Source organism: Microbulbifer sp. GL-2, assembly GCF_007183175.1.
Taxonomy (GTDB): domain Bacteria; phylum Pseudomonadota; class Gammaproteobacteria; order Pseudomonadales; family Cellvibrionaceae; genus Microbulbifer.
Genome location: NZ_AP019807.1, coordinates 1,997,804 through 2,018,219 on the forward strand (window position 1 = coordinate 1,997,804; position 20,416 = coordinate 2,018,219).

Genomic DNA, 20,416 nt, shown 5'->3' on the forward strand with positions numbered 1-20,416 from the left:
ATGCCAAAAAATTGATGGGCTGCCTACACGCAGGCCGAAAACCAAATATTATAGACATGCCAATTAGAGGGGTATAGGCTGCGCTGCTATTGCCGAAACCCTGATCATATTTTTGGTTGTTTGTGGAGTTAAAATTGCGACCACTGCTGGACATTTGTATCTGCACATGTAAAAGACCGGAGCAACTTCGTGTTGCTTTGCGGAGCCTTGCTGAGCTTGAGTTACCTGCGGATGCCAGTGTTACTGTAACAGTGGTGGATAATGATCCAGAGAATCAAGAGGGGCAAGCTGTAGTTGAGTCCCTTGTGGTTGATTCGCCTTTTCCTATTCTCTATGCCCTTGAGGAGCGCCGCGGAATACCGTTTGCCCGCAATCGGTGTATCCAGGAGGCTCAGGCAAAGGGTGCGGACTATCTAGTGTTTATTGATGATGACGAATGGGTGGCCCGTGACTGGCTGGTTCGACTGTTTCGTTATTCTCAGCAGCTGGGTGGTAATTCAGTGGTTAATGGCAGTGTAGTAAGGCAGTTACCGGATTCAGTACCAGCTTACTACGTTAATTTTTTCTCTCGCAGGAAAAGGCAGACGGGTGATCGACTTACCTACTGCGCCACCAATAATGTTCTTATCCCGATGAAAATGATCCGAGAGTTTAGCTTGTCTTTTGATGAGCGAGATCCTTTTGGCGGGGGGGAAGATGTACTGTTTTTTTCCGAACTCAACGCCAAGGGTGGGGATATCGTTCACTGCGTTGAGGCTAAAGTCTTTGAGGCTGTACCAATAAGCCGCGCAAATTTGCGCTGGCTCTCTCGCCGCAAGTACTCTGCAGGTATTACGCTGGCAAAGCAGAAGTTGCTTTCGGGGCGAAGCCGGCCTGGCATCTTTTTATCGGCGATATTTCAGCTACTTACTGCTGGAGTTCTTTGTTTATTTGGGCTGGTTTTTGGTGGAATACGCCTTGGATCGCGGCCTTGGCTACGGTTTTGCCGATCTGTAGGGATGGCTTCTGGGGTTTTTGGAGCTCGCTCGGATTTCTATCGGGTTGTGGATTGCTAACAACTCTCATCTAAGACCTAAATTGTTATTTCTGCATGTAAGATAGTTGGCCGGATCTCAGGTTCGGGTTGCAAGTAGTTGCTAATTGATGACAGCTGGATATATGCAGACTCTCTATACTTGGCTCTTTCGTATAGCTATCCCCCTTATTTTATTTCGCTTATGGTGGCGTGGTCGCCGTCAGCCCGCTTATCGCCATCGTCTTCGTGAAAGACTGGGGCGAGTATCTGAACGCCGTAGTCGCGCCCCATTGATATGGGTTCACTCTGTCTCCGTGGGAGAAACTCTGGCGGCAGTGCCAGTAATTTCTCAGCTAGCGGCACGTCACCCCGAATGGCAGTGGTTGGTGACTACGAGTACGCCTACTGGCTCTGAGCGGGTGGGTGAGGTTCTTCGCCCTGTCTTGGGGGGGCGTCTACTGCATTACTATTTACCCTATGACCTTCCCGAGTGCCTCACCCCTTTTCTGCTGTCTGTGCGTCCGAGCATATTGGTTATCGTGGAAACGGAGCTGTGGCCGAATCTGCTGCGGTGCTGTAAAAAGCAGGGTATCCCGACATTACTGGCTAATGCACGCCTCAGTGAGAAATCTGCTCGCGGCTATGGGAAATTTCCGGGTTTTGCCCGTTCGATGCTCGGCAACCTAGATAAGGTCGTTGCACAGTACAAAGCAGATGCAGAACGTTTTATTTCCCTGGGTTTACCTCAAGAGAGGGTGGTTACCAGTGGGAATATCAAGTTTGATCAGGGTATTGACCTGGGCCTTGTCAGTGAGGCCCAGGCTTTGTCTTATCAATGGCGTGGTCCTACTAGTCGCAAGATATGGCTGGCAGCCAGCACTCATGCCGGGGAAGACGAGGCCATCCTGAATGCTTTCTCGACCCTGATAAAAGAGTTTGAAGACTTGCTTCTGGTCCTGGTGCCTCGACACCCCCAGCGTTTTGATGATGTTGCCCGGTTATGTCAGGAGCGCGGTTTTAGGGTTGCCAGGCGTAGTGAAGGTGAGGCCCCGCAGGCTCGAGACCAGATACTACTGGGAGATTCCATGGGGGAGCTGCTGCGCTTCTATGGCGCTTGCGATATGGCTTTCGTAGGCGGCAGCTTAGTACCTGTGGGCGGGCACAATATGATCGAGCCCGCTGCTTGGGGGGTGCCAATTGTATCCGGCCCCTACCTGCACAACTTTGCTACTGTGGCACAGTTGCTGGGAGATGCTGGTGGATTGGTGGTTGTGGAAGATGCTGAGTCGTTGGCTAAACAGTTAAAGGGGTGGCTGCTAAACAATGAGGAGCGGCTTGCTGCAGGTCAGAAAGCCAAGCTGGTCGCGGAGCAGAACAGTGGAGCATTGCAGTGCCTGCTGGGAGAGATAGAAAATATGATGTCTACTGCTATTGAAAAGTGAGCAGGTTAGTGCTGCTCACTTTTCATTTAGTACCAGAAGTGTTTACTTGGATGGCGCTGGCAGGCTGGTTGGGTTAGGTTCAGCCACACGAGCTACATTGTTTGCCGGATTCAGCATAGCATCCAATTCTTGCAGGTCTTTTGGAGACAAAAGTCCTGCCACCTGCTTGAGATTCAGGGTGTTGAGGATGTAGTCGTACAGTGAGTTGGCGTAATCGGTTTGTGCTAGGAACAGTGTGCGCTGAGCCAGCAACACATCGACAATATTACGTGTTCCCACCTCGTAGCCTGCCTGGGTAGCATCTAGAGCACTCTTGGCAGAGACTACAGCCTGCTGTCGAGCTGCAACACGGGATACATCTGTTACCACTGCACGGTGCAGTGTGCGGGTGTTCTGGATAGTGTTACGCTCGGTCAGGTTGCGCAGGTCTTGGGCCTGGAAGGACAGGTTGCGCGCTTCTCGGCGATTGGCACTGAGGAGGCCGCCGGTGTAGATTGGGATATCTAAGGTAATCGCCGCAGTAGTGTCACGGAGGTCTTGGTCGCGTGAAAAGGTCGTTGATCGATTCCGGTTCTGAAAAGCTGCATCCTCGAATAAAACTCTGGTTCTTTGGTCGCCATTCGAGGTGGCTTTATTGTAAAAGAGAGATCCCGTTAACGTGGGTAGATGTTCGCTGGCGGTTGAGCGGGCATTGTAACGAGCTGCCTCAGCATTCAACCGTGCGGCTTTCAGGTCGAAGTTGTTGGCTAGGGCGAAATCGACCCAGTCTGCACGCTCTGCCGGCACGGGCGGCGCTACTTGAAAACTTTCGACTAGAGGGGAGACCTCTTCGTGATAGCCGCCAGTAAGGACAGATAGGGCATCAAAGTTGCTTAGCAAGTCATCTTGGGCCGTTAAGCGACGGGCAACGGAGCTATCGTAGGCTGCCTGAGAGTCGTACACATCGGTAATGGCGGTCAGCCCCACCTCGAAACGTTGCTGGGTCTGCTCAAGCTGTTTGGCCAGAGCTTGCTCCTCAGCAATTGCAGCCTCCAATACATCGTAGGCTCGCAATACACCGAAGTAGGCGGTGGCTACGCGAATCATCATGGCCTGCTGGTTGGCACTGAACTCGGCAGTAGCCCTTTCGGTCAGCTTCTTGCCCTGCTTGTAATCGAACCAGGCGGGGGCATTGAATATGGCTTGGCTCAGGCTAGCGTTGTAAGTCCTGTCGTTAAAAGTCCCCGTATCTTTCTGAAGAAAATCGATGAGTTCAAGGTTGTTTTCATCATCAATAGGTTCTGCACGTGCAAATCGGTTGTTTTCGTGATTCCTTATTGCTTGGAATTGGGCGTTCACCTGTGGCAATAATGCTGCACGAAACTGATTTTTTGCCTCAATTCCTGCATGGTATCCAGCACGATCGGCAGCTAACTGCGGATCATTATCCAGCGCTTGCATATAAATATCCCACAGGGTGTCGGCCTGGGCCTGCATGGCGCCGAATCCGAGCAGAGCGGCGGCGAGTAGTTTCTTCAGTGGGCGCAACTGGCGGCCTCGCGGCTCTGTGCGGTTACTTCTTTTCATCTGTTTCAACTTCCTGTGGCGGGTGCGGTCTTCAAGCTTTAAAAAAGTATTCGGAGCGGCACTCGAGTTCTGGGTACTCGGTGGGTTCCTTTTGCTCGCATGGTTCGGTAGTGCTGCCAGTTTCCCCAATCAGCAGTCGCGAGAGTGTACCTGCGGCCAGCCTGAGCGTCGAGGCGACGCTTTCGGCTTTTTGGTATATCTTCGTTAAACCGACGCGAATGTGCGTTTACCGGTAACTGCCTGGCAATGTCACGGCAGCATTGAATAGGGCAAAGGCCCTATATTGCAATAGACGCGCCATCGAAGCATTTGGATGCGGCAAAAATTGTGCAGGATAAGGCAAGGACTTCTCGCACATGGAGCAGCTGCGTAACGACAAGCCGATACCCTGGCAGCGAGCCTGCCACGAATGCGACTTATTGCTGACTGGTGGGTTGGCACCGACCGGTCAGAAGCTGATCTGTCCACGCTGTGGCTGCACATTGCACCGCAGTGCCAATCACAGCGTCTATTACACCATCGCCCTGAGCATGACGGGACTATTACTATTTATTCCTTCTGCAAGTCTGCCTCTGCTCAAATTCTCGTTATTCTCTTTTGGTGCCGAGAACACCTTGATGAACGGTGTTCATTCCCTATTTAAAGCCGGATATATCTGGCTGGCGTCCCTGGTACTGTTTTGCAGTGTGCTGGCCCCCTTGGGGAAATTCCTGCTGCTGTTATTTATCTGTTGTGGAAGTGTCTGGGGGGTACTGGATCGCTGGGTGTCTATTGCTGTGCGTTGGTACCAGCATATTAAGGAATGGGGCATGCTCGATGTGTACATGCTCGGCATTCTTGTGGCGCTGATTAAATTGAGGGACTTGGGAAAAATGGATGTAGAGCCGGGGCTTTATTGCTTTGGTGCCATGATGTTGGTTGCGAATCTTTCCTCGCTCAGCTTTGACCAGAATGCCATTTGGCACCGCTTGGCGCGCCGGCGTGCTTTGCGGGAGGCAAGGGCATGAGTAAAAACCTCCCCCGCAAGGGACTGCACGAGGGTCTGACAAGCTGTCTTAGTTGTCATCAATTAATTATTTTGCCGGTAGTGGGAGGACGCTGTCGTTGTCCCCGTTGTGGTGGACGGGTACATGCGCGTATTGATGGCAGCTTAATGCTCACCTGGGCGCTGACGATTACCGGAGCGCTATTGTTACTGCCTGCGAATATTTTGCCGATTATGACGGTGGTTTATCTGGGTGCCGGTGAACCAACCACGATTATCAGTGGCGTTATGCAGCTGTATAACAGCGGTATGTGGGGAATTGCGCTAATTGTTTTCGTGGCCAGTATTGCTGTGCCGGTAATGAAGTTACTTGGCCTGGCTTTGTTGTTGGTACAGATGCAACTGCGCTTACCTTTTGTGCCTTCCCAGGCTATGAAAATCTACCGGGTGGTATCCGGCATTGGGCGCTGGTCCCTGCTCGACCTCTTTATGATATCCATCTTGGTGGCACTGGTGGATATGGGGTTTATCGCCCAGGTGGCGGCAGGTCCAGGCAGTACCGCTTTTGCTTCGGTAGTCGTGATTACCATGACGGCAGCGCGCTCCTTTGACCCGCGCCTTATCTGGGATGCCTATGATGGAGATCTATACAGTAATGTTGTAGCACCGGAGACGGCACACAACAGTGCCGCAGAAAATGGCTGATAACTTGCCCCCTCAGGACAATGGTGTCGACGAGGCTCGCCTGAATGGTGGTGCCCAACGGGGGGTAGTGCGCTCTAGCAAGGGATTGCCGCTGGTTTGGATTCTACCTTTGGTGGCCGGGTTAATAGCGATTTGGCTACTTTACCAGGATGTTGCCGAGGGAGATGTACACGCAAGTATCCTATTTCACTCAGGTGATGGGCTGGTGAAAGGCAAAACCGTGGTGAAATATTCCGGTGTGGATATTGGGGTTGTGCAGAATGTACGCCTGGTGCCCAATGCGAAAGAGTTGAATGGTGCCGATGGCGTATTGGCGGAGGTCAGTCTCAACCGCAGTGCGGAATACCTACTGGTAGAAGGCACTGAATTCTGGGTGGTGAAACCGGAATTATCCATCACTGGTATCAGCGGCTTGGAAACCTTGTTGTCGGGTAATTACATAGCGGTAGAATCCGGTAGTGGCAAGCGCAAGCGGGAGTTTGTCGCATTGGACCGCCCTCCAGCATTTATCCGTGGCGATGGTCTGCGTGTGGTGCTGAAGTCGCGTCGTTTAGGCTCATTGAGCCGAGGCTCTCCTGTATATTACCGGCAGTTAAGGGTCGGGCAGGTAGCGGATTACAGCCTTGATAAAGATGGCAATGAAGTCAGTATCGAATTATTTATCCGCCGAGAGTACGCTTACCTAATTCATCGGGGCAGCCGTTTTTGGAATAGCTCTGGTATATCTATCGAGGGCGGTATCAGCGGTATCAGCGTTACCCTGGAATCCCTTGCCGCTTTATTTGCCGGCGGCGTCAGTTTTTATACACCGGAATCGCAAAGCCAATCCCCCTTAGCGGTAAATGGCACAGAATTTAAATTATATAAAAATTTTGCCGCTGCAGACGCCGGAATTTCCGTCACCTTGAATTTTGACCGTGGTGTCGATGTCACACCCGGGGGCACCAAAGTGTATTACCAGGGGATTCAGGTGGGTGAAGTCAGCGGGGCAAAAGCCAATAAGCGTATGAATGGCATGGAAGTTAAAGTGCTGATGGACCCGGCGACTGATGACCTGCTCAGTGAAAATACCCGTTTTTGGCTGGCGCCTCCGACCTTTGATTTTACCGGTGGTCTCAACAAGCTTATCCAGGGTAACCGTATCGAAGTGGAACTTCGTCGAGGAAATCGCTCTCAGCGTATTTTTTCGGCACGCGCCTCGGCTCCACAAAGGGATCCCCGAGTACCCGGTCTGCATCTGCGTCTTACATCGCGGAACCCCGGCTCACTGCAACGCGGGGCCCCTGTGTACTTCCGTCGTATTGAAGTAGGTAAAGTACAGGGAATGGAGTTGCGCAGGGATGGCGAAGGTGTTGAGGTGTATGTGGTCATTGAGCCGCGCTATGCGCATTTGGTACACCAGGGTGCCCGTTTCTGGAACGTCAGTGGGCTGCGCGCCAGTGCGAGCCTCAGTGAGGGGATCGAGGTGCAGGCGGACTCTCTGATGTCTCTGTTACGTGGTGGTGTCGCCTTTGGTATTCGGCGTGAGGATCGCGCGAAATCAACACCGGCACAGAGTGGCGATCAGTTTCCCCTGTACAGTAGTCGTGAAGCCGCACTCGAGGAAGGGATCGAGATACAAATCAGCCTTTCCAGTGCAGAGGGGCTGAAAGTCGGGGCTCCCTTGCGCTTTAAAGGTGTGCAGGTGGGGGAGATTACCCGGCTTCGGCTTGGAAGGGATCTTGGCGAGGTGCGCGCGCGCGCTAAGCTATATCACCGTGGCGGAAATTTTGCTCGAGCGGGCACACGTATTTGGGTGGTCTCCCCACAGATTGGTATCAGCAAGATTGCGCACTTGGATACATTGATCACTGGGCGCTACCTGGCTTTAGAGCCGGGTGGTGGGCCCCCGCAGACAGAGTTCTATGCGGAACTGCAAGCTCCTAAAGAAGATCTCGCTGATACTATGAGCCGACCAGGTTTAACTGTGATACTGGATGCTGCCAGGCGCGGCTCTCTGGTTGCGGGTAGTCCTGTCTACTATCGGCAGGTTCAGGTGGGTGAAGTGACCGGTTTTTCCCTGGGGGAATATGCAGACCGTGTTTATATCTACGTGCATATTCAGCCTCAGTATCGCCCGCTGGTGCGCGAACATACAGTTTTCTGGAATGCCAGTGGGGTGGAAGTGAATTTTGGCTTGCGCAGTGGTCTCAATATTAATACTGAATCTGCCCAAGCTTTGATTAAAGGGGGAATCGCATTAGCCACACCGGAAGCTCCATTTATGGGATTCGAAGTGGAAACTGGCAGCCACTTTCCTTTGTATCCAAAAGCTGAACCAGAGTGGTATAAGTGGAGTCCCAAAATAGAACTCTATGACTCTTCTGAGCCGGTCAAATAAGTATGAACTTTAAGGAGTATTTATGCGTTACATAATGACGGGTCTGGTAACACTGCTGCTATTGGCGGGGTGCCAGGAGATGCAGGTGGAACGGGCAAATACCGGGGCGCAGCCAGTGGCTTTCTCCACTTATAAATGGGCAGTGACCCCGCTCGTTGATACCCCTGACGCATCGGCGCAATTGGTGGAGTTGGATGAGGAGATGCGCGGTACCGTAGCGGCACAGTTACAGCAGAGGGGTTACCGTCAGGTGTCCCAGGACCAGACTGCTGACATGGTGGTGGATTATCAGGTTGCTGTGGTCGATGAGTTTTTTTCCGGGGATACCAGGGATCCCAGCTGGGATAAGCAGTTTGACAGTAATGCCCCACAGGAAGTTGTAGAGTTGCCGCCGCTTACCGATGCGCCGTTAGTAATTATGAGCGTGGGTATCGGTCGTCCTGGTGGTGAGATTATCTGGGGAGGCAGTGCTAGTGAACTCCTGACACGCCCAGATAGTATTGAGCAGCGCCAGCGCCTGATTGTGCGAGGTGTGAGTGCGTTATTGCGTGATTTGCCTGAGGCTTACCAATAAACCATTGTTGGAATTTCTTAAGCCCTGTGATGGTAAAAAGCCGCCAAAAAATGGCGGCTTTTTATTGTTTTTTAAGGGTGCCCCCGGTGCATCAGCTTGTCGTAGAGATCAATATAGGAATCTACAATAAATTTCTTCGAATAGCCGTTTGCATATACTTCTGATGCATTCTCAATCAGGCTCTGGCGCAGCTCCGGATTATCCAGGACAGACCCAATGGCCTTTGTCAGAGCATCGGCGTCATCAATGGGGGTGATCAGGCCGCTCTTGCCATCGGTAATTACCTCACCCGGTCCCTGGGAATTGGTGGCTACTATCGGGCAGCGATGCGCCCAGGACTCCATTACGATCGAACCCAGACCCTCATGGCGGGATGGGCACACAAAAAGGTCGGCGGTACGCATCAGGGTGGTGACGTCGTTGCGCCAGCCGAGAAAGCGTACCCGCTGATCCAAACCTAGCTTATGGCACAATGCCTTCAGCTTGGCCTCCTGCGGGCCGGTACCTGCGAGCCACAGTGTGGCTTTGGGAATCTGCGTCAGCGAGTGTAACAGGACATCAAAGCCCTTATTGATGTGTAAGCGCCCCGCAGCGAGGATCAGGGGTTTGTCCTCCGGGGTATTAAAACTGTTGCGTGGCAACGGTTCCACAGAGGTCTCATCGGCAAAGTTGGGGATATGAAAAACTCGGTCCCTGGGGATACCGCCATCAATCAAATGCTGGCAGATACCTTTGCTGATTCCGATCCAGTAATCTGCGTGGCGGTAGTATTTGAGATTGTAATAATGCCCGAGACGGCTGACTAGCAGGTAGTTTTTTGAATTGGGGGTAATAATAGTAGCGCGCCCCATCCAGGTCATTACAATATCTGGCTGCCAGTTGCCCAGGGCCTCCCGGTAAACTCTCCTGCCGAGAAAATCCAGCTTGCCACCGAATTTAAACCCTTCGGTTTCAACACCGTTGCCACGCAGTGCCTGCACGCGATGGTCGTGGTTGCGAATAAATGCCTTCTCGTTAATTTCCCCTCTTGGGTTCAATCCACTTACCAGGCGTACAAAAAAGTTTTCCGCACCGCCGTGCTCGGCACCGGCGAGGACTTGTGCCACTCGAATTGGCTTGTTACTCATAAATCCAACATATTCAGTGTGATTGGTCTGGCGCTGCTGTTACTTTAGGGTGCCATCCAGATTGACATCGTGAGCCCAGGCATAATCATGGCTAAAGGGCTGTAAGCTCGTGGCTTCAACGATGTACTGTGCATAGAGCTTGGAATTCATTTCCGTGTGGAAAAACTCCCGGGCTCGTGCCGCCCAGGCACGTCGCTTGGCATCGTCATTCTGGAACCCGCGGATCTTTTGCAGTAGATCCTGCTCCCCTGAAAAGTAAACGACACTCTCAGGTGGCAGCAGTTCATCGAAATGCAGCTTGTCACTGGTGAACTGCAATATGCCATTTCCGGCCAGCTGTGCCATGCGTGCCGATGAGTACCAGTAATGAGTATCCTGGCGGTTAAAGTTCAATCCCATTTTAGTTTGGGAAAGAGCACGGTCGTAATCCCGCCCCCAGACTGGAGGTTCACCAAAGCTGCCATAAGTTTTAAAGTTCAGCAAATCACCCAGGGCATCCTTGAGGTTTTTCACCATTTGTAAGCGCTTGGTGAAGTTATTGCTGTTACTACAAAACAGCAGATCAATGGGCAGATCTGTGCGTTCAGCATTATTGAGGTTTTCGATGGAGGTCTCTACCGGATTGGGCATGTGGTAAACCCGCGCGCCAATCCCCTCAAAAATTTTCAATTCGCGGCGTCCAGTGGATACAAAAACCGCATCGGCCACTTCCGCTCGATATTTAATCCGCTCTACATTACTGGGGACAAAGAGTGGGTCGTTATTACAGTGTGCAATTAAGCAGCTGGGTTGCTGCTTCCTGATTTCCTTCAGGGTATCGTTACTGATCATGTCGCAGTGACCAGCAATCACCAGATCCGGCTCAAATGCCTCTACGGTCTCCAGCAAGCGGCGATTAGCTTTATTCACACCGAGGTCGCGGATACCAAAAGGGGCCTCGAATGCGGCTACATCCCGGTCGCTGAACACCTGCGTATAGTGATCATTCTTGATCAGGCCAAAAGTCAGTTTCTGCGCCCAGCTGACCCGCGTCTTGCCATAACGGCGCAGTTGCTGATAGGCGATATTGAGCACTCTCATAGTGGCGCACTCTCTAAAAATCCAGGGAGATAATTCGTATGGCCGCTTGATTCAGAGGCTGTTACGGTGGGCGCAGAGTATAACAGCTGGTCCTGACCTATATAGCCCTGGACCTCCCAGAGTGCACAAGATCTGCATCGCAAAGAAAGAAGGCGAACAATGCAAGGAAATAACAGTCGAAACAGTTTGTCTCCCGAGTTTTCCTCGGATGCTGTGGAAATACTTTCCAAAGAAACCGTGTTCAAGGGATTTTTCACCATGTTGCGTCTGCAGTTGCGCCACCGCCTATTTCGTGGAGGCTGGAGCAGAGCCTTTCAGCGCGAGGTGTTTGTACGCGGGCCAGCTGTGGGAGTGCTGCTTTATGACCCTGAGCGGGACTTGGTAGCGCTTACCGAACAGTTCCGTGTGGGAGCCCTGGAGCGCCCAGCTGGACCCTGGTGCCTGGAGGTGGTCGCCGGTATGGTCGAGGAAGGGGAGGATCTACAAGATGTTGCGCGGCGCGAGGTACTGGAAGAGGCTGATTTGGAAGTACAGAAACTGCACTTTATTCACAGCTATATGCCGAGCGTCGGCGGTAGCTCTGAGCGCCTGCATCTTTACTGTGCCCTGGTGGACTTAAGTTTTGCAGAGGGGTACTTTGGCCTTGAGCAGGAAAACGAGGATATACGCCTGAGGGTTTTCGCCAGGGATCAAATACTTGATGCCATGGGTGGGGACTATGCTCCAGGAGAGAACCCAGTGGATAACGCGGCCACTATTATTTGCATGCAGTGGCTGGAGTTAAATCGGGAAAAACTAGTAAAGGTGGCACCACCTGTCTGACCGGTCATTATGCCTTGCGTTCTGTTACCTGCGGTAAGGGCAAACTGAGATCTAAGTCACGGCAGCGATAGAATCGGAGTGTTGATAATGGCTGTACTGGGCGAGGCACGGGCGCGGCAGCGCAAGCGGAAGAATTTGTCGCCAAATGGCAATGAAAGTGCGGTGTATAGAGTCGATCTGCCGTCTTATCATGCCGACTGCGATGCAAACTACCTGCGTCTGATCAGGTTGCTGCCAAAGCTTTCGGAGAGAGAGTACTGGCGCTACCAACTGCCCGGTGGCACCCTGATACTGAGAGTGATGGTGCGATCCAGATACACGACGGAAGTGACTCTGGGCGCGGAGGTAAGCCTCAGTGAGTGCCGCTGGCTGGAACCCCCTGATTTAACAGTACGCCTCTATCACGATGCGTGCATGGCAGAGGTCATTACAGCCAATGGTTGCGGGCCGGTGGGTGGTAAAGGAGTGAATACCGCTTACCCGAATCCCCGTATGCAACGCGCAGATGAGAGGCCTCAGGCTAATCGCTTTCTTGGCGAGTGGCTGGAGTACTGCCTCGCAAATGGTCGCGCAGAATTCGAATTGGTGCTGGATGGCCGGAGATTCTGATTCTGTAGTAGAGCACATGGATGTGAACACAAGGTGAGCAAGTGATTCGCGAGCACAATAATTCGAACTCACCCCCGGGGGTGACATCGCACCGTTTGATCCAGATCACAGATCCACATATTGGCAGCAGGCCCGATTATCAACTGCTGGGTCTGGACACCGGCCACACACTCGAAAAGGTATTGGCGACAATTGTGGCCAAACAGCCTCGTGCCGAAGCTCTGGTCGCCACTGGCGATATCAGCGCCAACGGTTCTGAGGCCTCCTACTGTCGCTTTTTGCAAAAAATACGCACTATTCCCACCCCTTGGTATTGGCTTCCCGGTAATCACGATACCAGCTCGCGTATGCGGCAGTTGGCTCCCAATCGCAGCACAGACTTGATCAGGCTGGGAAATTGGAGACTAGTGCTGCTGGATACCAGTGTTGAAGGGAAGATTTGCGGTGGCCTGACTGAGGTCCAGCTGGAGCGGTTGCAACTTTTGCTGTGGGAGAGCCGTGAACACCCGGTTATGATCATGATGCACCATCAGCCGGTTACCGTAGGGAGCAACTGGATTGACGGCCATATGCTGCGCGAGGGATGTGAACAGTTTTTGCAAATGGTGGATCAAGCGGCCCAGGTAAAAGCAATTGTCTGGGGGCATGTACACCAGCAATTTGACAGTAGTCGAGGACAAGTAGGCCTGCACGCAACGCCGTCTACCTCGGTACAGTTTACACCCGGTAGTGGGCCCTTCGCAGTTGATGACGAGATGCCTGGCTATCGCTGGTTCGAACTACATGGTGACGGCACTTACAGCACCGGAGTCGAGCGCGTGGCCATCTCTGAATATTATGTAGATCTCGCTTCTTCCGGTTATTGATTCATATCAACCCGGTACCAATTAGCTGTAGCGGGTTGTTTGCACTTTCGTTTGATAAGTGTAAAAACCATTCTTAACGAACTTACCTCTATCTTTCTCCAGGGTGCCCTTTACAATGAAATTTCCCTGTGTTCAGCGCATGCCTGGACAGTGGTACAGGGACTGATCGGCGAAAGCCAGAGCCATAGAAATTTAATGGCTTAGTGTAGTTGGCTGCGAGCGGCCCTAAAAATGTGGTAATTAATTTTTGTATTCGGGCTCTATTCGCTGGATTAATAACATCGGGAATTCAGGAGTATAAGAATGCAAAAATTATTTTTAATCTCATTTTTGGGTGCAACACTCATTCTCACGGCTTGTGTTCAGTCGCCAGTATTCAAGGCGGAGGCCCCGGCAAATGATTCGGTTCAGGCACAGCCAGATGGCCTGGAGCCTCGCCCGAGCCATTTGGACGAAGTGTCTGCGGCTTTTGCTTTGGACCTTAGTGGCGCCAAGATTTATGTCGCCCCAGTACAAATTGAGTACAGTAAGCGCTTTTCCTCGCTGCCGCGCAGTAACTATCGTGAAAAGGACTACGAACTCGATCAGCGGGATCTGCAGCGCCTGAATTCCCTGTTGGCAAAGACTTTCTCTGCCAAATTCCTCAGCGCGCGCAATGGTGAGCTGGTTCCCGAGCAGGCGGAGGCCGATTACACCTTGGCCATGTCGCTGGAGAAGTTTTCCGTGGCTGCACCTTTGGACCCCTCCCCCTGGGCATGGCGTGTATACACCGAACAGAGTGCCTATGGTGTGCTGGTGGGTACCTTATTCGATCGCGATGGCAATGCGGTAATGCACTTTCGCGACCGCAGGGATATCGGCGAGAACTTTGGGTCGACCGGGCCGGGTGGACGCCTGGAGCGCTTTACCAGCGTTACTTTTTGGTCTGACATGCGTGTAGATATGCGCCGAGCCTTTGCCAGCCTGGATAAGTCCTTACTTTAAGTTTCACGATATATTGGGCGGGTGATGCTGAGCTTCGCACCCACTAGCTTCCAGGGGCGCTATAATCCCTGCCTATGCAAACTCAAGATCTCAAGGGAAGACCGTTGCTAATCTATTTGCACGGCTTCCTATCATCGCCGCAATCCTTTAAGTGCCAGTTGATACGGGAACGACTCAGTGTCGATCATTCGCAAATCATTTTCTGTGCTCCGCAAATCTCTCCCTATCCAGCAATAGCCCGGCAATCACTGGTCAACCTGCTAGAGGGTTTCCTGCAGGCTGCTAACCCTGGTCCTATCGGGTTGGTGGGAAGTTCCATGGGAGGTTTCTGGAGTACCTATTTGGGCGAGCGTTTTAATTTGCCTGCAGTGCTTGTCAACCCAGCGGTTCGGCCGTCCCGCTTTATGCCGGCTTATATCGGTCAGGTTTTACAGCCCTATAGCGGTGAGTCACAGGACTATCGCCTAGGTGGGGTGGACGTTGATACCATGGGGCGTTTGGAAAACGAGCTGCCCAGCCCTCTAAGGAGTCGCTACTGGCTTTTGGCCCAGCGAGGCGATGAAACGCTCGATTACCGAGATGCGCAGCGCTTTTACCAGGGGCAGCGTCAAACTATCGAAGATGGTGGTGATCACAGTTTCCAGGGATTTGTGCGCTATTGCGATCCTATAGTCGAATTCTTATTTAACCAGCAGTAATTCATAAAAATTATGGCCAATTATTCCGCCGAAGATATTGAGGTTCTCACAGGGCTGGACCCGGTGCGTAAACGCCCGGGTATGTACACAGATACTACACGCCCCAATCACCTGGCCCAGGAAGTCATCGACAACAGTGTCGATGAAGCCCTCGCTGGCCACGCAAATAAAATCGAAATCGTTTTACACAAAGATCAATCACTCTCAGTGAGTGATAATGGCCGTGGCATGCCTGTAGATATACATCCGGAGCAGGGTCGTCCCGGTGTAGAGGTAATTCTGTCCACTTTGCATGCCGGTGGTAAGTTTTCCAATAAAAATTACCAGTTTTCCGGTGGCCTGCATGGTGTGGGTGTGTCTGTGGTTAACGCTTTGTCGAAGGTACTTGAGGTTACCATCCAGCGGGATGGCAAGCTGCATCGGATCGGCTTCAAGGATGGAGAGAAAGCCTCTGATCTCGAAGTAGTTGGTGACTGCCCCAAGCGTGCAACAGGAACCAGTGTGCGCTTTTTGCCGGACCCGCAATATTTCGATTCCGCTAAATTTTCCGTGGTGCGCTTGCGCCACCTGTTGCGCGCCAAAGCGGTGCTCTGCCCCGGCCTCACTGTGACCTTTATCAACGAACAGGACGGTGAGTCTGATGAGTGGTACTACGAGGATGGGCTCAAGGATTATCTGGCAGCAGCCAACCAGGGCTGGGAAATTCTGCCCGCAGAGCCTTTTGTCGGCAGTTTTGCGGCATCTACGGAAGCTGCAGACTGGGCTGTACAGTGGTTGCCGGAAGGTGGGGAGATTACTGCGGAATCCTATGTAAACCTAATCCCCACCGCTCAAGGTGGCACCCATGTAAATGGCCTGCGCGCCGGTTTGCTTGATGCGATGCGTGAATATTGTGAAATTCGCAATCTGCTACCCCGTGGTATTAAGTTGGGCCCTGAGGATATTTGGGGTCAGTGCTCCTATGTACTTTCTGCCAAGTTAGCTGATCCCCAGTTTTCCGGGCAGACCAAGGAGCGCCTGTCCTCCCGCGAGGCAACTGCATTTATTTCCGGTGTGGCCAAAGATGCTTTCAGCCTGTGGTTGAACCAACATACGGAAGAGGGCGATAAGCTTGCTGAGCTCTGTATTGGCAATGCGCAAAAGCGTATGCGTTCGGCGAAGAAAGTTGCACGAAAAAAGGTCACCCAGGGGCCCGCGCTGCCAGGTAAGTTGGCTGACTGCTCCAGTGCTGATACCTCCCGTTCCGAACTCTTTCTGGTGGAGGGCGACTCTGCAGGAGGCTCTGCCAAGCAGGCACGTGATCGTGAGTTCCAGGCCATCATGCCCTTGCGTGGCAAAATCCTGAATACTTGGGAAGTGGACTCCAGCGAAATCCTGGGTAGCCAGGAAGTACACGATATCGCCGTGGCGCTAGGTGTGGATCCTGGCAGCGAAAACCTCGAAGGGTTACGTTACAATAAAATCTGTATCCTCGCCGATGCTGACTCAGATGGCTTGCATATCGCGACTCTTCTTTGTGCCCTGTTCCTGCGGCATTTCCGCCCTCTGGTAACCAATGGTCATGTCTATGTAGCGATGCCGCCACTATTCCGTATCGATATTGCCAAGGATGTTTACTATGCCCTGGATGAGTCGGAGAAGCAGGGTATTCTCGATCGCATCAGCGCAGAAAAGAAAAAAGGCAAGATCCAAGTTACCCGTTTTAAAGGCTTGGGTGAAATGAACCCCATGCAGCTGCGTGAAACCACTATGGACCCCAATACACGTCGTTTGGTGCAGCTTTATATAGATGCTGGTGATGATAGTAACCAATTGCTGGATATGCTCCTCGCTAAAAAGCGTGCGGGTGATCGTAAGCAGTGGTTGGAGAGTAAGGGAAATCTTGCGGAAGTTGGTTAGTATTATTTTCTATTGTAAAGCCCTAAAGTTTGGGGCTTTACAATTAGGATAACTATCAAACTGCTATTAACATCTTTAATCGCGCCAGTCAGCTATATGGCTGGCTAAGACTTCAATAAAAATATCCATTATCAGAAAAATACTGACTTTCCCCGCTAGGATGGATTTTTAGGATGTGAAGTATTGTTGGTTTTATGAATTCTGATGCACTTTCCTATCATGGCAATAATAATACCGTTAAAGAAACCTGGTTAATTTAGATGATTTTTTCCGTAGTTGATATTAATTAATCTCACCCGAGAAACTACTTGAGAGTATATTCAGGGGCGAGTGTTTCTTTATTTAAATCTCCATCTTTGTATTATTTGGTGAGGTGTTGCTTGCTTGATAAAGGTCGTGACTAGTATGAAGTACATGTTAATAATTCTATTATTTTCTTTAAGTCCCGTATGGGCATTGGAAATAGAGCCGTTTCAGACAGATGCTTGCAGTGTTTTTCCCGATGGAACAATTGAGCACAGGGAGTTATGGATCAATTGCTGCTTAGCTCATGATTATGCTTACTGGAAAGGAGGAACTTATGAACAGCGCAAGCTGGCTGACGAAAATTTAAAGGTTTGTGTTGCAAGTACCGGTGAGGGGGAGTTGGCGTTATTAATGTTGGTAGGGGTCAGAATTGGTGGTACGCCATATTTACCGACCCCTTTTCGCTGGGGATTTGGTTGGCCCTATTTGCGTGGTTATAAGGCATTAACTCTGGAAGAATTAGAAGTCATCGAGCGATCGGAAAATTTACGGGAAAAATAATTTTAAAGTCGATCAATTGACTATCAAAAAAGTAGTAATAGAAAGTGGTAGATTTAGGTTAGCCGGTTGGGCCATCTTTCAATAATTGTTGATACGCTCTGGGAAAGTGCTCTTTAAACCATTCCATAAGGCTGCGAACACGGATTATTTGGTGTCTCAAGGGAGGGCACACCATAGACAACATCGTAGACTCCGACCAGCCTGGTAAAACTTCTATAAGCCTGTTCTTGGCAATGTCAGCCTGTACGTACACATCTGCCAGGCGAGTTACCCCCAGGCCAGCCAAAGATGCTCGATGCATAACTCGACCGCTGATCATTTTTATTCCTTTATCTGCCTGAACAACTTGCTGGGTTTTGCCACGTGTGAGCACCCATTGATCGACACTTCCATAAATGAGAGGTACTTGGGAAAGATCAGAAGGTTTGGTAATTGAACCGTATTTATCTAAAAAGCCAGAGCTTGCGACATATCGGGTTTTAATAGTATGCAGTTTGCGTACTATCAGCGATGAGTCCGGCAGTGTACCCATACGGATGACCAGATCATATTGCTCTTCAAGCAGATCTACACGCACGCTGGAAAAGTCCAAGTGCACTCGTACCTCGGGGTATTCACGCTGGAAATCTATTACCAGTGGGGCAATAAGCTCTTCACCAATGACGCCACCGACGGCATTTATACGGATACTACCTTTTAGTCCCTCTTTACTCTGTGAAGCCCACTCAGCAGCAGTATCCAGTTGTTGCATCGCCTGCTTGCAACGCTGGTAATAACCTTCACCAATTTCCGTCAGGCGCAGTTTGCGGGTGGTGCGATAAAGTAACTGGACTCCGAGATTAGCTTCCAATTCTGATACTTGCTGACTCAGGTTGGCCTTGGAAAACCCACTGTGCTCAGCCGCAGCGGTAAAACTCCCGTGTTTTGCCACAGATAAAAAGGCCCTGATAGCCCGCCAGGATAGATTGTTCATAAAAAACAAACAATGTTTTCTTATTGGTTAGGTTAATCATCTTAGTCCCAAATCCTATACTTAGTCCATCAAATGAATGCCGAACATTAGACCGGCGATGAGATAGAGAAGAGAGATTGTTATGTCCAAACCATTGGTTGTGATTACTGGAGCTAGCTCGGGCATTGGTGCGACTATTGCGCAGCAGATGTCAGATGCCGGATATCCCCTCCTGCTATTGGCACGTCGCCTGGAGAAGATGGAATCCCTGAATCTGCCCAACACCCTGTGCAAGCAGGTAGATGTCACTGACCGACTGGCCTTGGGGGCCGCAATTGAGGAGGCTGAACAGCAATTTGGTCCTGCCGACTGCTTGATTAACAATGCCGGTATGATGCTTTTGGGGAATATCGAAACTCAAGATCCTGTCGAGTGGAAGCAGATGTTCGATGTGAATGTGCTGGCGACCATGAATGGTATACAGGCTGTACTTGGAGGTATGAAGAAAAGGGGACGCGGCAGTATTATCAATATTAGTTCACTTGCCGGTGTAAAAACCTTTGTTAATCACGCTGCTTATTGTGGTACTAAATATGCTGTAGCAGCGATTGGTGAAACGATACGAGAAGAGCTAGCACCTAGTGGTGTTCGTGTAATGACAATAAGTCCTGGCGCCGTGGAAACCGATCTTTTAACTCATACCACCTCACAGGCAATTATTGATGATTACCTGAAGTGGAAGGACTCTATTGGCGGCGCACTAAATGCCGAGGACATCGCTCGTGCGGCTGTGTTTATGTATACACAGCCACAGGATGTAACAATCAGGGAGATTCAGATCGCCCCTACAGGGCAAGAGCGTTAATTTGCCCAGCTAGAGAAATATATGATGCCCCTCTTACAAAAGCGGGGCCTTCTCAAAGGCATACCTTTACATTTCCTAGTGATTATTATTTGTTGCTGATCGTAATAATTAATATATGACTATGGGTTATTTCAAGGGGTTGTTAGCTCTTCTGGAATAGGCGCTGAATACTGGAGAAATCCAATTCTTGATTGCCTGCGAGGTCATGAAGTCCGTAAAGATTACGGGCCAAAGAACCAAGGGGGGTATAGCTTCTGCTATCACTTGCAGCCTGTTGCGCAAGCCCCAGGTCTTTGCACATCAATTTCACCATAAACCCACCGGTGTACTCTTTACTTGCAGGCACTTCGGCCATTACTCCGGGATAGGGATTATATTTTTGCAGAGACCAATTGGCTCCTGAGCTTTTCGACATGATCTCGCTGAGCACCTTAGGATCGAGGCCGTTATCCACCCCAAGCTGTAGCGCTTCAGCGGTGCCGATCATATGAATAGCCAGCAGCATGTTATTACAGATCTTGGCGGTTTGCCCGGAGCCTGCGGGGCCAGCATGAAAGACGTTGGCCCCCATATGCTGAAGGATCTCTCTTGCCCGCTCCACATCTTCATGATTTCCACCGCACATAAAGCTCAAGGTCGCTGCTACAGCGCCTGCGACACCGCCAGATACGGGTGCTTCAATAGCATGTAATCTCTTATCTCTCGCAGCAGCGAGAAGCCTCTTGGAGCTTTTTGCCGAAATCGTTGAGCAATCGATTATCAGTGTCCTTGCAGAGATTTGCTCTAATAATTTTTCTTCATCCAGATAGAGGGATTCAACGGCGCGATCATGGGGCAACATGCTCACAATAAAATCTGTATCCACGATCGCCTGGTGTGGAGTAGCGCACTTTTCCACACCGTGTTCGCCAGCATTATGGAGTAGTTCCGCAACCGGGTCATAGCCCTTGACCTGAAAACCGGCTTTTACCAGATTGAATGACATTGGAGCACCCATATGCCCCAATCCAAAAAAGGCGACTGATCTGGTCACTGTGATC

The 20,416-nt window shown here is 51.0% G+C and carries 19 protein-coding genes; 14 read left to right on the forward strand and 5 right to left on the reverse strand.

Annotated elements, in window-relative coordinates; translation table 11 throughout:
- Positions 1–134: 134 nt before the first annotated feature.
- Both GL2_RS08775 and waaA read left to right on the forward strand, forming a co-directional pair.
- On the forward strand, positions 135–1,055 hold the full coding sequence (locus GL2_RS08775) for a glycosyltransferase family 2 protein (RefSeq protein ID WP_172621097.1): 921 nt from the start codon (positions 135–137) through the stop codon (positions 1,053–1,055).
- Between the two features lie 103 nt (positions 1,056–1,158).
- Complete coding sequence (gene waaA, locus GL2_RS08780; protein ID WP_143730299.1) at positions 1,159–2,457, forward strand: lipid IV(A) 3-deoxy-D-manno-octulosonic acid transferase; 1,299 nt, start codon at positions 1,159–1,161, stop codon at positions 2,455–2,457.
- A gap of 42 nt (positions 2,458–2,499) precedes the next feature.
- Here waaA and GL2_RS08785 read toward each other — a convergent pair whose 3' ends face one another.
- Complete coding sequence (locus GL2_RS08785; protein WP_143730300.1) at positions 2,500–4,023, reverse strand: TolC family outer membrane protein; 1,524 nt, start codon at positions 4,021–4,023, stop codon at positions 2,500–2,502.
- Positions 4,024–4,379: 356 nt separating this feature from the next.
- Between GL2_RS08785 and GL2_RS08790 the strand changes: the two genes are divergently transcribed.
- The 4 genes from GL2_RS08790 to GL2_RS08805 are packed head-to-tail and all read left to right on the forward strand — an operon-like array spanning position 4,380 to position 8,667.
- On the forward strand, positions 4,380–5,030 hold the full coding sequence (locus GL2_RS08790) for a paraquat-inducible protein A (RefSeq protein WP_143730301.1): 651 nt from the start codon (positions 4,380–4,382) through the stop codon (positions 5,028–5,030).
- Positions 5,027–5,713, forward strand: coding sequence for a paraquat-inducible protein A (locus GL2_RS08795; protein WP_232053800.1), 687 nt, complete (start codon positions 5,027–5,029; stop codon positions 5,711–5,713). Before GL2_RS08790 ends, GL2_RS08795 begins: the two co-directional genes overlap by 4 nt.
- Entirely contained in the window at positions 5,706–8,093 is a 2,388-nt protein-coding gene (locus GL2_RS08800; protein WP_143730302.1) for a PqiB family protein, read from the forward strand. The genes GL2_RS08795 and GL2_RS08800 overlap by 8 nt, the downstream gene beginning before the upstream one ends.
- A gap of 22 nt (positions 8,094–8,115) precedes the next feature.
- Positions 8,116–8,667, forward strand: a complete 552-nt coding sequence (locus GL2_RS08805) for a DUF4136 domain-containing protein (protein WP_143730303.1) — start codon at positions 8,116–8,118, stop codon at positions 8,665–8,667.
- Between the two features lie 71 nt (positions 8,668–8,738).
- Here the strand turns inward: GL2_RS08805 and GL2_RS08810 are convergent, their stop codons facing one another.
- Together GL2_RS08810 and GL2_RS08815 are read right to left on the reverse strand one after the other, a co-directional pair.
- Positions 8,739–9,794 (reverse strand): glycosyltransferase, encoded by a 1,056-nt coding sequence (locus tag GL2_RS08810; protein ID WP_143730304.1) that lies wholly within the window; start codon positions 9,792–9,794, stop codon positions 8,739–8,741.
- Positions 9,795–9,833: 39 nt separating this feature from the next.
- Positions 9,834–10,874 (reverse strand): glycosyltransferase, encoded by a 1,041-nt coding sequence (locus GL2_RS08815; protein WP_143730305.1) that lies wholly within the window; start codon positions 10,872–10,874, stop codon positions 9,834–9,836.
- A gap of 159 nt (positions 10,875–11,033) precedes the next feature.
- Between GL2_RS08815 and GL2_RS08820 the strand changes: the two genes are divergently transcribed.
- From GL2_RS08820 to GL2_RS08850, 7 genes are all read left to right on the forward strand, one after another.
- A complete protein-coding gene (locus GL2_RS08820) occupies positions 11,034–11,696 on the forward strand; it encodes an NUDIX domain-containing protein (protein WP_143730306.1) in 663 nt (220 codons plus the stop codon).
- Positions 11,697–11,783: 87 nt separating this feature from the next.
- Positions 11,784–12,305, forward strand: coding sequence for a DUF1249 domain-containing protein (locus GL2_RS08825; RefSeq protein ID WP_143730307.1), 522 nt, complete (start codon positions 11,784–11,786; stop codon positions 12,303–12,305).
- 95 nt (positions 12,306–12,400) lie between these two features.
- Positions 12,401–13,171: a phosphodiesterase gene (locus GL2_RS08830; protein ID WP_143730308.1), complete on the forward strand. Its 771-nt coding sequence runs from the start codon at positions 12,401–12,403 to the stop codon at positions 13,169–13,171.
- Between the two features lie 303 nt (positions 13,172–13,474).
- The gene (locus GL2_RS08835; protein ID WP_143730309.1) at positions 13,475–14,155 is read left to right on the forward strand and encodes a hypothetical protein; all 681 of its coding nucleotides are present in this window, start codon (positions 13,475–13,477) and stop codon (positions 14,153–14,155) included.
- A gap of 104 nt (positions 14,156–14,259) precedes the next feature.
- Positions 14,260–14,853, forward strand: a complete 594-nt coding sequence (locus GL2_RS08840; RefSeq protein WP_232053801.1) for a YqiA/YcfP family alpha/beta fold hydrolase — start codon at positions 14,260–14,262, stop codon at positions 14,851–14,853.
- A 12-nt stretch (positions 14,854–14,865) separates the two neighbouring features.
- On the forward strand, positions 14,866–16,752 hold the full coding sequence (gene parE / locus GL2_RS08845) for a DNA topoisomerase IV subunit B (protein WP_143730311.1): 1,887 nt from the start codon (positions 14,866–14,868) through the stop codon (positions 16,750–16,752).
- Positions 16,753–17,157: 405 nt separating this feature from the next.
- Positions 17,158–17,559, forward strand: coding sequence for an FAD-binding oxidoreductase (locus tag GL2_RS08850; RefSeq protein ID WP_143730312.1), 402 nt, complete (start codon positions 17,158–17,160; stop codon positions 17,557–17,559).
- 58 nt (positions 17,560–17,617) lie between these two features.
- Here the strand turns inward: GL2_RS08850 and GL2_RS08855 are convergent, their stop codons facing one another.
- Entirely contained in the window at positions 17,618–18,490 is an 873-nt protein-coding gene (locus GL2_RS08855) for a LysR family transcriptional regulator (RefSeq protein ID WP_232053802.1), read from the reverse strand.
- A gap of 163 nt (positions 18,491–18,653) precedes the next feature.
- On the opposite strand from GL2_RS08855, the gene GL2_RS08860 reads away from it, so the two are divergent.
- Positions 18,654–19,376: an SDR family oxidoreductase gene (locus GL2_RS08860; protein ID WP_143730314.1), complete on the forward strand. Its 723-nt coding sequence runs from the start codon at positions 18,654–18,656 to the stop codon at positions 19,374–19,376.
- A gap of 142 nt (positions 19,377–19,518) precedes the next feature.
- Here GL2_RS08860 and mmsB read toward each other — a convergent pair whose 3' ends face one another.
- Positions 19,519–20,409 (reverse strand): 3-hydroxyisobutyrate dehydrogenase, encoded by an 891-nt coding sequence (mmsB, locus tag GL2_RS08865; protein WP_143730315.1) that lies wholly within the window; start codon positions 20,407–20,409, stop codon positions 19,519–19,521.
- Positions 20,410–20,416 lie beyond the last annotated feature (7 nt).